Below are 13,972 nucleotides of genomic sequence, written 5' to 3'. Positions count from 1 at the left end.
TAAAAAACTATACGATGAAATGAGCTTCCCGAATATCCAGAAGCGTTGATAAAAATACTTCAAGCCAACAGTATGTACTTTATATGGAAAACTCTTATCATCAAACAACACGCCGGAATTTCCTGAATAAATTAGGCCTGGCGGCAGCAGGAATGACAACGGGCAATACAGCCCTTGCCGCTACACAATATGATTCCGGCATTCCCAGAAATTCCGTACCAGATAGAACTTCCGATAATTCCGCCAAAAGAGTGATCATGATTTCCCTGGACGGTATTTGTGTGGAAGGTTTTCAAAAGGCGCATGCGCCCTCTTTAAAAGGAATGATGTCACAGGGAGCTTTTTCTCTGGATACGCGGGTTGTGATGCCCTCCGTCACGTTACCTAACTGGACCAGTCACTTAACCGGCAGCGGCCCGGAACAGCACGGAGTCTTCAATAATAACTGGACGCCGGCAAATTCCTCCTACCCCGCCGTACGGAGAGACGAAGACGGATATTATCCCTCCGTATTCCAGGCCCTGAAAAAATGCCAGCCTTCCTGCAAAACAGCTTTTTACTATAATTGGAAACCTCTTGCCTATCCGTTCAACAAAAAATACCTGGATGAAATCAAGTACCTGGCAAACGACGCCTATGCTTCCAATTACCATCAGGCTTTCCAATTCGTCAAGAAACACCGCTACAACCCGACTGTGGTTTTTCTCTATTCCGTTCATACAGATCATGCGGGGCACAAATACGGCTGGATGTCCAGAGAATACCTTCAATCTATTGAAGAGGCGGATCAGCAAATTGGAATCTTTTTTCAGAAATTGAGGCAGGAAGACTTATTCAACGATACGCATTTTCTATTTCTGACGGATCATGGGGGAATCGGAAAGGGCCACGGGGGGACGAGCGCAGCGGAAATGATAGTTCCATGGGGAATTTCAGGTCCGGGCATTAAGAGAAATTTCCTGATTTCCGAACCAAACAATACCACCAATACCGCTCCCATGCTTCTTCATTTATTCGGAGGAAAGCCACTACCGGAATGGACGGGGAAAGTCATAGAAAGCGTATTTCCATCATAACTCCCCGTAGCTTGCTTTTCCTGATGCAATTTACCGCCTCTTCACGGCAGGAAACAAAACATGGCTGCCGGATGGCATTCCCTGCCGGAGTTGAACCGAGCCTTTGCCGTTGGAGAGACGGCCTTCCTGACCGCTAGAAGAAGGGAACATGACAGCCGGAATAAAACAGCCTGCTTTTCACAAAGCACTGAAATCTGCATAGCACTTTCCCGGAAAGAGTCAATGATTTTTACCGTATCCTTTCCCCTTTTTAATCAAATACGGAATTCCAACAGGGAGCGTCAGCCGCATCAAAACGCAACAGAACCTGTTCCGGAGTGTTTTATTCCCAAGACATGGAGGCAAGCTTATTCCGACCAGAGCATCAGCTTGCTGATGTTTCCCAACCATCCTTTTTTCAACCGTTGCCCACCCATACGCATAAGATAAGGGGAAGGATTGCACCTGTTTCTTCCATGAAGGACAATGAAACGTACGGCCACCACCTCCGACCGTCTTCATGACGAATTGTTCACTCAGGCTTTCTGGCCTTGTTCATCTTCATGGCAAATCATCCCACGTAGCCGACATGATTGGACCATTCAGCATTTAATGATTCGAGGCGCGGGCACACCCTCCTTCTGGGTTGCCGTACCGCATCAAAGACATCTTATGACGAGCCCTGCCGCATGAAGTATTGTTCATTTTTCCTCTTTTATTTCCGGCAAAACCACAGGTTCTCCCAAAAAACGGGGTTCACGGCTCCAAACCCACAAGTCCAGCATCATCCATACGCGGGCCGCACGCTCCCTGAACCAGCTTTTCATACGGGAACGGCGGTTGGGAACATCCGGCGCGCTGACGGCCCAGGCCGCCATCCCCTCATGCGCTGCGATTGCCAGGGCGCGTTCATTATGAAATTCCTGAGAAACAACAATCATCGTCGAAACGCCGAAAATTTCCTTCATCCTCACGACAGAATCCAAAGTCCGCAATCCCGCAAAGTCACATACAATCCGTTCCTCTGGAACGCCACGTTCCACCAGAGCCTGTTTCATCCATTCCGGTTCATTGTAAGCATGAGAACTATTATCTCCGGAAACGATGAAAACCGTTGCTTTTCCATCTTTCCAAAGTTCCGAGGCCGTATCCATCCTGTTATGGAAATATCCGTTAGGGCTCCCCATGAATGTTGGGGAGCATCCTAACACCAGAACAGGAGCACGAACGGGAACATCCCTGGAATGCTCAACAATCCTGCCCTCTGAAACGGAATAAATGTACCATTCTGCGGCAACGCATACCACAACCGCTCCCGCAAACATGCCTCCTGCTATTTTCAACGCCAGCAGCATTCCCTTTTTTCCAGGGCGCCATGAACCATCTGATTTTCCAGACCGGAAGATACCCAACAATTTCATACTCCGTATTTCTATTTTTCAGCCTGAGGCGCCCTGTTACAAACTCTTTTTTCAGAACTGTTTCCACTCAACATTCTTCTCTCTGCTTTCTGCATTTCATGACAAGAATAGCCACGAAACACCACCATCCTTGTTTTACTCATCCGGGAAAACAAAAATTATTGATGGAGAATCAGCCAGCAAATGATATTGAAGCAAAACAAAAAGGCCCGCAAACAGCGGGCTTTTTATTTACAAGATTTAATCTCGATAAAGTACCCCCGACCGGACTCGAACCGGTACGTCCTTGCGGACAACAGATTTTAAGTCTGCAGCGTCTACCATTCCGCCACGGGGGCATTGACCGGACGGCACTCTACAGGAATGCCGCCGGGATTCAAGCACGAATCCCTTCCGGTTTTTAAATATTAATCACGAACTTCCACCACCATGCTGATTTCCACCGCTACATTGAGCGGCAGGGCGGATACGCCTACCGCCGTACGGCTGTGGCGGCCAATTTCTCCAAAGGCTTCCACCAGCAGGTCGGATGCGCCATTCAATACTTTAGGATGGTCATAAAAATCCGGGCCGGCATTCACAAATCCGTTCACGGCCACGATTCGGGATACTTTTTCCAGAGACCCCACCACCTGCACAATAACGGCCAGACGATTCAAAATAGCGGCGCGCGCAGCGGCCTGACCTTCTTCCACCGTCAGCTCCTGCCCTACTTTGCCAAAGTATTTGTCGTCCCCGTTCACGGAAATGCCGCCGGAGAGGTGAAGCAGGTTGCCCGTGCGTACGCATTGCACATAGGAGCCTACGGGAGCGGGAGCATCGTAAATGGCGTAACCAAGGTCGGAAAGTCGTTGACGTATTTTATCCATATAGAGCATTTGACAGAAGTTGAGTTGAAAGGATACACCGGAAATAGTTGCATTTCCAGATGCCTTTCATGACATTTTGAACAATTTTCGGTCTGTTTGCACGTAAAATGATTGCCATCCACCTCATTTAGTTGCTATTGAAACAACCCGTACATGATGACCGACGAAACTCCTTCCACAGACCCCAAGCAGCAGATTCCGGACCTTTCCGGCTTGGCCGACTTTCAATTTGGTCCGGCCTGGGCGAGACCGGGAGCCCGTCAGGAACGGCCTGTATCCTACCCGGAACGCAGGTCCGGAGACAGGCAGGGAGGCGACCGCCGACCGCGGCGCGACAACCGTGAAGGCCGCCAGCCCCGGGGGGAACGTCGTGTTGACGGTCAAAGCGGCGAAAGAAGGTTTAACCGGGAAGACCGCACGCGCGGCTCCCTCCGCAACCGCCGCGATCAAACTCCCCGCTCCACCATGGAGGAACCGACGGAAGGCCTGCGCGTGGAGCTGCGCCCCGTGGATTCCGGCCTGGCTGCCCTGCACCAGGAAGTACAGAAACACCGCCGCACCATTTCCCTGCTGGACCTTGCCAAGGTGGTCATGGGTTCCTACGACCGTTATGACCTGGTATTCATGAAGCAGGAAAACGGCCCGGATCTGTACCATTGCAAGCATGGCGACGGCGCCTGCTTTATTTCCCGACAGGAGGCCGTCAAACACCTCTGGCAGTCCACCTGGATGCCCAAATATTACGAATCCGTAGAACAGGAAGTGGAAGCTCCAAAAGGAGATTTCAAAGCCATTGCCAAATGTTCCTTAAACAACGAGCTGATAGGTCCCGTTAATTGGCACGGCTACCAGTCCGCCCTGATGAACCTGCATCGCACCAAATTTGCCAACATGACTTTTGAGGCTTTCCGTTCCAAGATTGTGACGGACAAGAGCGAAGAAGCTGTCCAGGCATGGCAGGAAGCCGTTTCCAAACGCACCGCCTGGAAGCCCGTTCGGGAAGGAGCCTCCGAAGTGCTTCTGGAATCTCCCGCCGCGGTAGAACAGGATTTCGAATCCAACCACTTTGACGAGTGCTATGACGTTACGGACAAGGTGTTCGTCAACGGAGCCGTGAAAAAGAATCACCTCTCTCCCGGTCTGTGGGCGCACCTGATCCAATTATCCGGCACCACCCGCCGCCATCCCAGCATGCTGATTCCCAACCTTTGCCACGGGTTAGCCCGGCATCATATGCCTATTTTCAAGTGGAAAGGCAACCATTACACCGGCCCGGCACGCCCCAAGGCCATGGAAGAAGGCACCGTCTTATCAGATTCCCTGATGTCCATTGCCACCTGGGCGGCCAATAATCCCGGCAAAGGCGTCGATGCCATGCTTAAAGAGCTGGCCCCAATCCCGGAACAGGAAAAGGCCTCGGAAGAAGAAGTAGCCCAGGCCATGGAAAAACAGCAGAATTTGGTCCGTGATCTGCTCTGGCTGTCCGAACAGGGCTATATCCTGGTTTTCTCCAATAACACTGTCAGCCGCCCAAGAACCGTCTCCGCCCAAGCTCCTTCTCCCAAGAAGGCTCCCAAGGAAAAACGGAAACCGGAAGAGAAGGGCCAGGACGCGCCGGCAACGGACTCCGCTACACCAGAAAAACAGAAGGCAGCCTCTTCTTCCGAGGCGGCGCCCGCCCGGGAGGAAGCATCTGAAGAAAACAGCGTGGTTACGGAAACTGAAGAATTCCCCTCCGTTCCGGCGGAAGAACTCCCTGAAAATAATATTCCGGAGGAGGTTTCCGCAAAAGCCTGACGCCTTCCCTTCCCCCCCTTCCCGTCATACAGTCCGCAGGATTATCTTGATCCTGCGGACTTTGTTTTGTAGAAGTGGGGAAAATCAACAGGATTTTACAATATGATCAGTACAACAATGGCAACTGCTCTTAATGAGCAAATCAAATGGGAAATGTATTCAGCCAACCTTTACCTGGCCATGTCCGCCTATCTGCAAGATGCCGGTCTGACAGGTTTTTCCCACTGGATGCGCATTCAATATCAGGAAGAAACCGCTCATGCGCTGAAATTTTATGATTTCCTTCTTTCCCGCGGAGGCCAGGTTACAATGCTTTCCATAGACGCTCCGGATGCAAACTGGTCCAATATTCTTGAAATTTTTGAAGAAACGCTGTCCCACGAACAGGAAGTCACTCGCCGAATCAACGAACTGGTGCATCTTGCCAAGGAAGAACGGGATTTCGCCACGGATATTTTCCTGCAATGGTTTGTCACCGAACAGGTGGAAGAGGAAGAAACCGTCAAGGACATCATCAGCAAATTACGCATGATTAAGGGAGAAGGACAGGGAATGCTGGTTCTGGACAAGGATATGTCAGCCCGCACCTTTACGCCGCCTCCCGCCAACTAGTTGTTGCTATTGTTCTCCGTCCATTCTCCGGAAAAGAGTTCCAGAAAAACTTACCGGAGAATGGCGGGGGAATAAAATATCTTGCGGATACAAGCATAAGATTGACGGCATGCAATGATGTTGCCGGCAGTAATGCTTTATTCCATGATTTTCTGCCTGCAATGCTGCAAGCAGCTGGAGTTGCTGTATGGCGGCGGCTGGGACGGCAAGCAACGCCGTCTTTCTTATTTTTCAGGAAACAGGCCGGCGGATCACAAAATTTTCCATTGTGCGGAATAGCGAGGAATGACATAAGAACCACTCGTAAACAATAAATGCTGAAAAAATTAATGAACCACGCATCCCCAGCAAACCGATATCATTGAAATGTAATGGTAACGGCTCTAAGTTCCATGGTCGTAAACATTTGATAACGGACCTTCAGAATATGAACATGGACGGCGCAATTGCTCTTTTACACACCGTGCCGATAACCAATGATGCGTCATCTATAATGGAGCATTTATTAATGCGGTTGATGCGCCCGGCCCTTTCACTGCCGCTGGACTATTTTCAAAATAGGCCGTTCCGGATAATAGGAGTTTTGCAGGTAACCTCTTAGAACCCCGGCAGTCTTTTTCCGGCTCCTTGAGCATTTTCCCCTATTACTTCCGCCAGCCTTTGACTTTTGGGGAAGAAGCAATTTTTCTCTCCCAAAAGCAGAGCGTCATTCCCAGACCGGGTCTGTAACGGCGCTTGCTCCATCAGTATGGGGCAGGTTTCCGTTTGTTCTTTTCCCCTCCTTCCAGGACCGTTTAAAAAGGTTTTTCCTGCCTTTACAATCGTCATAGACTCATACCGCCGTAAACAAGGAACCGCAACTATCGCGGCAGGAAGGAGGCCATGAAAGAAAGTTTTCAACGCCCCCTTTCTCTACTCTCACGTCAAGACTGCAGAAGTTCCAAGTCCGTCTCAAGGGCAGGAAAATATTGCTTCCCGCTGTATAAAATTTTCCTCCGGCAAGGCTTTATTTCCCATGAAAAGCCTCTGCACAAGAGCCCTCTTCAATCCAGGCTTGTCATGCTGCAACGCCTCTTTATGCCAGATTTGCTGCGGATTCCCGGAAGTTTTGTGAAAAACCACCGTTTATCAATAGTTTATATCTATTTTTAACATGTTATTCACATTATATATTCAGAATATATCCATTCTATTAACAGTCAACATATTGTATTTCAAATACCATCAAAATGTTTATTATCCGCAAATGTAAAATTTTAATAAAAATTTATATTTTTGACTTGCCCGCAGAAGGACGCGGCGGTAGGTTGGCCGAACCGCCGGCGAGTCTCCGGACGGGTATCGCTATCAACCCTCCCATACATTCACAACGATCATGAGCTCCATTTCCGAAGAAGCAAACAAGCTGGCGGATTTCATCCTGTTCACGCAACGTTCCTGCATTCTGAACCTTTCTTCAGAATTGAATGAGGGCAAGGTTTCCTACCCCCAGTTTTTCCTGCTGACTTATCTGGCCAGCGAAGATTTTCTGAGCATGTCCAGCATTGCCCAGAAAATGGGGCATTCTACCGCGGCCGCTACCGGCATGGTGGATAAATTACAGGAAATGGGCTACCTGAAACGCATGAGCGCAGCCAAAGACCGCCGCAAAATCATGGTCGCCATCACCCAGGAAGGGCGCGATCTGGTAGCTCGCATGCGCCAGAACATCGTTCGGGATCTGGCAGCCTTGATGGCCGGAGCGGATCCGGACGCACGCCAGACGCTTGCCGATACCGGAAAATCCATCAGAAAGCGCCGTTTGGCCTGATTTCCGATTTTTCCTCCCGGTCTCTCCCGGAGAAACCGTTCCCTTGTTACGGGGAAGTCCTTTTTCTTTCCTTTCTTTTTTAAAAGGGCTTCCGGGGAGATTGTTTTTGCCTGAACTGTGGCATCGTGCTAAATACTGGCAGTCACGAACGCAACAGACCATGGATCTCCATACTTATTTACGCAATTTTCCAGACGCCCAGGGCCGTTTTGGCGAATACGGCGGCGTTTACCTGCCGGACGAGCTGGTTCCCGCTTTTGAAGAAATTACGGAAGCCTACCAGACGATAGCCCACTCCGCCCAGTTCATTAATGAATTGCGGCGCATCCGCAAACAGTTTCAGGGACGTCCCACCCCAGTTTACCACTGCGAACGCCTTTCCCGCCACCTGGGCACCTCTCAAATTTACCTGAAGAGGGAAGATTTGAACCATACAGGCGCCCATAAGCTCAACCATTGCATGGGGGAAGGCCTTCTGGCCAAATACATGGGCAAGAAGCGCATTATCGCGGAAACGGGCGCAGGACAGCATGGCGTGGCGCTGGCTACAGCCGCCGCCTTCTTCGGCCTGGAATGCGAAATTCACATGGGAGCGGTAGATATTGCCAAGCAGGCTCCGAATGTCACCCGCATGAAAATCCTGGGTGCCAAGGTGGTTCCTGTCACGCACGGCCTCCAAAGCTTGAAGGAAGCTGTGGATTCCGCCTTTGAATCTTACCTGAACAGTTATCAGGATTCCATTTACTGCATCGGTTCCGTGGTAGGCCCCCACCCTTTCCCGCAAATGGTGCGCGATTTCCAAATGTGCATCGGCGTGGAAGCCCGGGAACAATTCCTGGAAATGACGGGACTTCTGCCGGACGCCGTCTGCGCCTGCGTGGGCGGCGGCAGCAATTCCATGGGCATGTTTACCGCCTTCCTGGGAGACCCGCTGGATATCTATGGCGTAGAACCCCTCGGCAAAGGTCCCAGGCTTGGGGATCATTCCGCCTCCATCACCTATGGACGCAAGGGCGTCCTGCACGGTTTTGAAAGCATCATGCTCCAGGATGAAGACGGTAATCCGGGACCGGTTCATTCCGTAGCCAGCGGCCTGGATTATCCTTCCGTAGGGCCGGAACACGCCTATCTGCACGACATCGGCCGCGTTAACTATGTCACCGCCACAGACGAGGAAGCCGTGGACGCCTTCTTCAAACTTTCCCGTTACGAGGGGATCATTCCCGCTCTGGAAAGCTCCCACGCTATCGCGTATGCCATGAAGTGGGCACGGGAAAACAGAGGAGGCGCCATTCTGGTAAACTGCTCCGGCCGCGGAGACAAGGATGTGGATTACGTCGTGGAGCATTACGGCTATGGGGAAGACCACCAGTTCCCCGCCTGATTGCCCTGCCTTTCCTCATTTTCGGCGTATGAAGGGTGCCGTCATCCTTCATACGCCATCCTTACGCAAGGCTCTTAACGCAGCCACGCCACCTTTCCATGAAAGAATTGTCCCGTCTGGTTCACCGGAGTTTTCACATTATTCCGCGTCAGGAAGATTTCCGTCCCCTGGCTTTGGGAGCCTCCGGCCGTACGATCGTCCGCATCCATTTTGGCGGCCGCACATGCATCGGCATCCAGTGGGGAAATGACCGTGCGGACAATGATTCTTTTATCCCCGCAGCCCGGCATCTGCACGCCCACGGTGTCAACGTGCCGGAAATTTACGATTATGAACCTCTTGGTCCCGGATGCGGAGCCGCCTTGGTGGAAGACCTGGGAGACGCCAACCTGCTGGCTTTCCGGAAAGAACCCTGGCCTTCCCTGCGCCTGCGCTACATCCGGGCTATGGAACAACTCCATCTGCTTCACTCCTGCCCGTTTCCGGAGGAATTCCCCCTCCAGCCCGCTTTTGACGAGGCCTTGTACCGCTGGGAGCAGTCCTATTTTGCTGAACATTTCCTGGGATCCCACCTGGGGTTGGAAACAGCTTCTTTCCTGAACCATCCCGCCCTGAAAGAGCAGGCGCAGTTTCTGGCGGCCCTTCCGGAATGCCCCGTCCACCGGGACAGCCAGTCCCAGAACGTGCATATCCACGCGGGAAAAACCTGGCTGATTGATTTTCAGGGCATGCGCGGCGGCCGTCCGGAATATGATCTGGCCTCCCTGGTCTATGACGGCTACGCCCGTCTGGAACCGGAACAGGCGGATGAATTGCTCAGGGAGTGGGAAAATATCTCCGCTCACTCCATAGATCACCGCATTTTCCGTGCCTGCGCCCTGCAACGGATTATGCAGATGCTGGGCGCTTACGCCAATATCGGCCACAATCAGGGAAAAACCTGGTATCTGGCTCAGATTCCCGCCGGGCTGGGACACCTGCGGAAGCTTCTGCCCGGCTCCACGCTTGCAGAACCGCTGGCTGCTATGCTAGCATGATTTTTCCCAGCCCCTCTGATGACGCTTCCCCCCAAATTCCTGCTTGTCCTGTCCCTGTTCCAGATTTCCCTGGGGCTGGGCTGGATTCTGGGGTATGTGCTTCTTCCTCCTACCATTTTCTGTTATGAACAGGCAGCGGAACATTTGCTGGCTGAGGAATACCGGACTGTTCACCCGGAAGGGCTGAATACGGAAAACAGCATCGTCCTCCAGCCCTACGATTACTTCAACAAAGGGCAGACGGCCCAGCTTCCCGTGGTTTCCCTGCACCGGGAATCATCACTGAACAGTTTCGCCTCCTATCCTCCCAATCCCATGGATTACACAGTGCTGTTCCGGCACCTGTATGAACAGGGAGCCAGGAATGTTTACGTGATGTCCCCCATGACCTGGGAAGAAAAGCCGGACAGCATCGTCAAAGCCGCCGTGGGGTATGAACTGGACCGCTTCCTCCACAAGGCTCTGGGCCGGCAAATGAGCGAATCCGCCCGCCACTCGCCCCTTCCGCCGGATTGGAAAGACTTGATTATTCCCGCTTCCAACATCGTAGGAAAGACGGACCAGTTCCCGCGCGCGGACAGGTTCGTAGGGAAACCTCCGCAAATAACCACGTCAGCCCCCTCCCTGGGAACCGTCGTGGAGAATAACGAGCTGTTTTCCCCAGCTCCGGAAAACAGGGTCTCCCTTCCGCTTTTCATCCGCTGGGGCGGGGATATCATTCCCACTCTTCCTCTGGTCGCCGCTCTGAATGCCCTGGATCTGAAACCCGGTGATGTCAGAATCATTCCGGGAGACACCCTTTTTCTGGGCGGCAAACGCTCCATTCCTCTGGATAAACACGGCCGCATCCCCCTGGCGGCAAACAGCAGCCCCACCATTCTGGACACCAAGGAAGTAATCGTCCCCGTCATGTCCGGCCTGCGCCCGCCGGATACTACTGCCGTCAGAAAACTGCTTTCCTCTGCGGATGCGGTACTTGTTTCCGAACCATCCGCCCTTTCCGACACGCCGGACGCGCAATCCCTTCTGGCGGCGCAAACTGTCCGCAGCATCATGGGAGCGCTTGCCCCTGCCCCTGCCGTCCTGATTCCCATAGCCCCCGCCTGGGTACAATGGATCATCGTGCTGGATGTCCTGCTTCTGTCCGTATGGGCTTCGCGTTTCCAACGCAGAGGGCGCTTCATCACCTGGGGCCTCTGTATCCTGTTCGTTCCGTTCATTGCATGGTACCTGTTTTCCGCTCATGATACATGGTTCCCCGTCATGACTCCCGTAACGGCGGTGCTGTGCGTAGCCCTGGCGTGCAGTCTGTTCCCCCAGCTTTCCCCCCCCTCCCGCGATGCAGAGGATGAAGATGAAGAAGACGACGCCCCCCCCTCGTCGGAAGGCAGCGGAGCCGGCTATGTGCTGCCCCCGGACAACTTGTATCAGGAACCCAACGAAGTACCTATCCCCCATCACTCCAAAAGAGAACGCCCCGACTCATGACACAGCGCAAGCACATCCTCTTCATCTGCACCGGCAACACCTGCCGCAGCCCCATGGCGGAAGGCCTGTTCCGGAAACTTTCCGCGCACCATCCGGAATGGCAGGCCGGTTCCGCAGGAACAGCCGCATGGCCCGGGCAGGCAGCCAGTCCGGAAACGCTCCACGTCCTCCGGGAGCATGGCGTCAATCTCTCCAGCCATGAAAGCCGCCCTGTTACGGATGAACTGATGAAAAACGCCACAGATGTCTACGCCATGACGGAAAGCCACCTGGCCGCCCTGCTTGCCAATTTCCCCGAACATGCGGACAAGGTCAGGCTGGTCACCTGCTACACGGGCAACCGCGGCATCGCCGACCCCATCGGCTGCGGACAGACAGCCTACAACAATGTAGCGCGGCAATTGACAACCGCCATCCAGGCCATCATTGCCCGGATGGAGCAACAGGAGTAGCAACATCTTTGACTCCTTCCCCCGTCATGGCTTCCCCTTCCATACGCATTAATCTGCCCCGCCAGGAACTGGTGCTGGAAAAATCCGGAAAAATCCTGCTCCAATGCCCCGTTTCCAGCGGGAAGGCAGGTACAGGCCATGAAGAAGGTTCCGGGAAAACCCCCACAGGTCATTTCCGCATCTGCAAAAAAATCGGAGACGGAGAACCGGAGGACACTATTTTCATCTCACGCCTTCCGGCAGGCCGCTATCCCACCGCCATCCCGAAAAGTCTGAATGAACATTCCGACTTCATCCTGACCCGCATTCTGTGGCTGGACGGACTGGAACCGCACAACGCCAATACCCGGAGCCGCTATATTTACATCCACGGCACCAACGATACGGAACTGCTGGGCACCCCGGCTTCCCATGGCTGCATACGCCTTTCTCCCAGGGACATGATGGCTCTTTTTGCTCTGGCGGAAGAAGGGATGGACGTGTTCATCCAGTGTTAAGCCTTTCTTTTCTAGACGTAATCTAAAAAGTTATCCACGGAAAAGGAAAATAATTGAACAAAGGGTCTCTTGGGATGTATAAAGTATGAAGGTATCGGTGTTTGGCTGCCGTCCTCCTGTTCCATAAACATCCACTCATCCCCAATCAATCATGGACGATCCGGTCTTATTATCCCGTCTCCAATTCGCCATCACGATCATGTTCCACTACATCTTCCCGCCGATGACCATCGGCCTGGGGGTGGTTCTGGTCGCCCTGGAAGGCCTGTGGCTGAAAACGAAGAATGACCTCTACCACAAGCAGGCCAAATTCTGGACCAGAATCTTCGGTATCATCTTCGCCCTTGGCGTAGCCTCCGGCATCGTGATGGAATTCCAGTTCGGCACCAACTGGGCGGATTATTCCCGCTGCGTAGGCGACATCTTTGGCAGCCCCCTGGCGGCGGAGGGAATCTTCGCCTTCTTCCTGGAATCAGGCTTCCTGGCCATCCTGCTTTTCGGCTGGGACAAGGTGGGCCCAAAAATGCACTTTCTTTCCTCCTGCATGGTCGCTCTTGGCGCCCATTTCAGCGCCATCTGGATCATTGTGGCCAACTCCTGGATGCAGACTCCCGCCGGATACAAGCTGGTGGAAGTAAACGGGAAAATCCAGGCCCATATAACCAGCTTCTATGACGTGGTCTTCAATCCGTCCACCGTGGACCGCCTGACGCACGCGCTCGCCGGCTGCTGGCTGGCGGGAGCCACGCTCGTCCTCAGCGTCTCCGCCTGGTATATTTTGAAAAAACGTTTTACCGGAGGATCGGAAAAAAGCTTCAAGGTGGCATTGGTCATCGGCCTCATCGGCGTGGCTGGCATGGGCATCACGGGAGATTCCAGCGCACGAGAAGTCTCCGTCCACCAGCCTGCCAAATTCGCGGCTATGGAAGGCGTCATGGAATCCGGCGCCCCTCAGGACCTCCATCTCATCGGCTGGATGAACCCGTCCACCCATGAAGTGACGGGAATCTCCATCCCGTACTTGCTCACCCTCCTGACCCATCACGACCTGGACACGTCCATCACCGGCATGAACGACATCCCGCAGGACGAACGCCCTCCCATCCTGCCCGTCTTTTACTCCTTCCATCTCATGATCCTGATCGGCTGCGCCCTGGCGGCCCTGTTTCTGGCGGGCCTGTGGGGGTGGAAAAGAGGCTGGCTCTTCCAGAAGCGCTGGCTGCTCTGGTGCTTTGTTTTCTCCGTACTGGGCCCGCAAATAGCCAACCAGGCGGGCTGGGCCGTAGCGGAACTGGGGCGCCAGCCATGGATTGTGTACGGCATCCTGAGAACGGAACACGCCGTATCCCCCACCCTCACCGCGGCGGAAGCCCTTTCCTCCCTGGGTATGTTCTTCGTCATTTATGCCCTGCTGCTGGCCCTCTTCCTCTATCAAATCACCCATAAGATCCACAAAGGTCCGGACCAGGAAGCTGGCGAAGACGACGGCGCCGGGGAAGGCAAACTCCAGGTTCCTTTTGTCAAAGACTAATCTTTATCCCTCTTTAAAA

Annotated in this window: 12 protein-coding genes and 1 tRNA gene; 10 read left to right on the top strand and 3 right to left on the bottom strand. The window is 53.2% G+C overall.

Annotated features, from left to right (window positions below):
* The first annotated feature begins 152 nt into the window (after window positions 1-152).
* The gene (locus AMUC_RS09115) at window positions 153-1,076 is read left to right on the top strand and encodes an alkaline phosphatase family protein (protein WP_012420740.1); all 924 of its coding nucleotides are present in this window, start codon (window positions 153-155) and stop codon (window positions 1,074-1,076) included.
* 680 nt (window positions 1,077-1,756) lie between these two features.
* Here AMUC_RS09115 and AMUC_RS09105 read toward each other — a convergent pair.
* From AMUC_RS09105 to AMUC_RS09095, 3 genes are all read right to left on the bottom strand, one after another.
* Window positions 1,757-2,380: a SanA/YdcF family protein gene (locus tag AMUC_RS09105; RefSeq protein WP_256151042.1), complete on the bottom strand. Its 624-nt coding sequence runs from the start codon at window positions 2,378-2,380 to the stop codon at window positions 1,757-1,759.
* A gap of 351 nt (window positions 2,381-2,731) precedes the next feature.
* Window positions 2,732-2,814, bottom strand: a tRNA-Leu gene (locus AMUC_RS09100).
* A 69-nt stretch (window positions 2,815-2,883) separates the two neighbouring features.
* A complete protein-coding gene (locus tag AMUC_RS09095; protein WP_012420738.1) occupies window positions 2,884-3,354 on the bottom strand; it encodes a RidA family protein in 471 nt (156 codons plus the stop codon).
* Between the two features lie 144 nt (window positions 3,355-3,498).
* Here AMUC_RS09095 and AMUC_RS09090 point away from each other — a divergent pair, with 144 nt between their 5' ends.
* From AMUC_RS09090 to AMUC_RS09050, 9 genes are all read left to right on the top strand, one after another.
* A complete protein-coding gene (locus tag AMUC_RS09090) occupies window positions 3,499-5,142 on the top strand; it encodes a hypothetical protein (protein ID WP_012420737.1) in 1,644 nt (547 codons plus the stop codon).
* Window positions 5,143-5,244: 102 nt separating this feature from the next.
* Window positions 5,245-5,754: a ferritin gene (locus tag AMUC_RS09085; RefSeq protein WP_022198847.1), complete on the top strand. Its 510-nt coding sequence runs from the start codon at window positions 5,245-5,247 to the stop codon at window positions 5,752-5,754.
* A gap of 1,375 nt (window positions 5,755-7,129) precedes the next feature.
* Entirely contained in the window at window positions 7,130-7,564 is a 435-nt protein-coding gene (locus tag AMUC_RS09080; RefSeq protein ID WP_012420734.1) for a MarR family winged helix-turn-helix transcriptional regulator, read from the top strand.
* Window positions 7,565-7,724: 160 nt separating this feature from the next.
* Complete coding sequence (trpB, locus tag AMUC_RS09075; RefSeq protein WP_012420733.1) at window positions 7,725-8,948, top strand: tryptophan synthase subunit beta; 1,224 nt, start codon at window positions 7,725-7,727, stop codon at window positions 8,946-8,948.
* Window positions 8,949-9,046: 98 nt separating this feature from the next.
* Window positions 9,047-9,985 (top strand): aminoglycoside phosphotransferase family protein, encoded by a 939-nt coding sequence (locus AMUC_RS09070; RefSeq protein ID WP_012420732.1) that lies wholly within the window; start codon window positions 9,047-9,049, stop codon window positions 9,983-9,985.
* 18 nt (window positions 9,986-10,003) lie between these two features.
* Window positions 10,004-11,473, top strand: a complete 1,470-nt coding sequence (locus tag AMUC_RS09065; RefSeq protein ID WP_012420731.1) for a hypothetical protein — start codon at window positions 10,004-10,006, stop codon at window positions 11,471-11,473.
* The gene (locus AMUC_RS09060; RefSeq protein WP_012420730.1) at window positions 11,470-11,925 is read left to right on the top strand and encodes a low molecular weight protein arginine phosphatase; all 456 of its coding nucleotides are present in this window, start codon (window positions 11,470-11,472) and stop codon (window positions 11,923-11,925) included. The genes AMUC_RS09065 and AMUC_RS09060 overlap by 4 nt, the downstream gene beginning before the upstream one ends.
* A 26-nt stretch (window positions 11,926-11,951) precedes the next feature.
* On the top strand, window positions 11,952-12,422 hold the full coding sequence (locus tag AMUC_RS09055; protein ID WP_012420729.1) for a L,D-transpeptidase: 471 nt from the start codon (window positions 11,952-11,954) through the stop codon (window positions 12,420-12,422).
* Window positions 12,423-12,573: 151 nt separating this feature from the next.
* Complete coding sequence (locus AMUC_RS09050) at window positions 12,574-13,953, top strand: cytochrome ubiquinol oxidase subunit I (RefSeq protein ID WP_012420728.1); 1,380 nt, start codon at window positions 12,574-12,576, stop codon at window positions 13,951-13,953.
* Window positions 13,954-13,972 lie beyond the last annotated feature (19 nt).

This window comes from Akkermansia muciniphila ATCC BAA-835 (assembly GCF_000020225.1).
Classification (GTDB): Bacteria; Verrucomicrobiota; Verrucomicrobiia; order Verrucomicrobiales; family Akkermansiaceae; genus Akkermansia; species Akkermansia muciniphila.
Note: the sequence above shows the minus strand (reverse complement) of the source record. Positions and strands in the feature narration are given on the sequence as shown.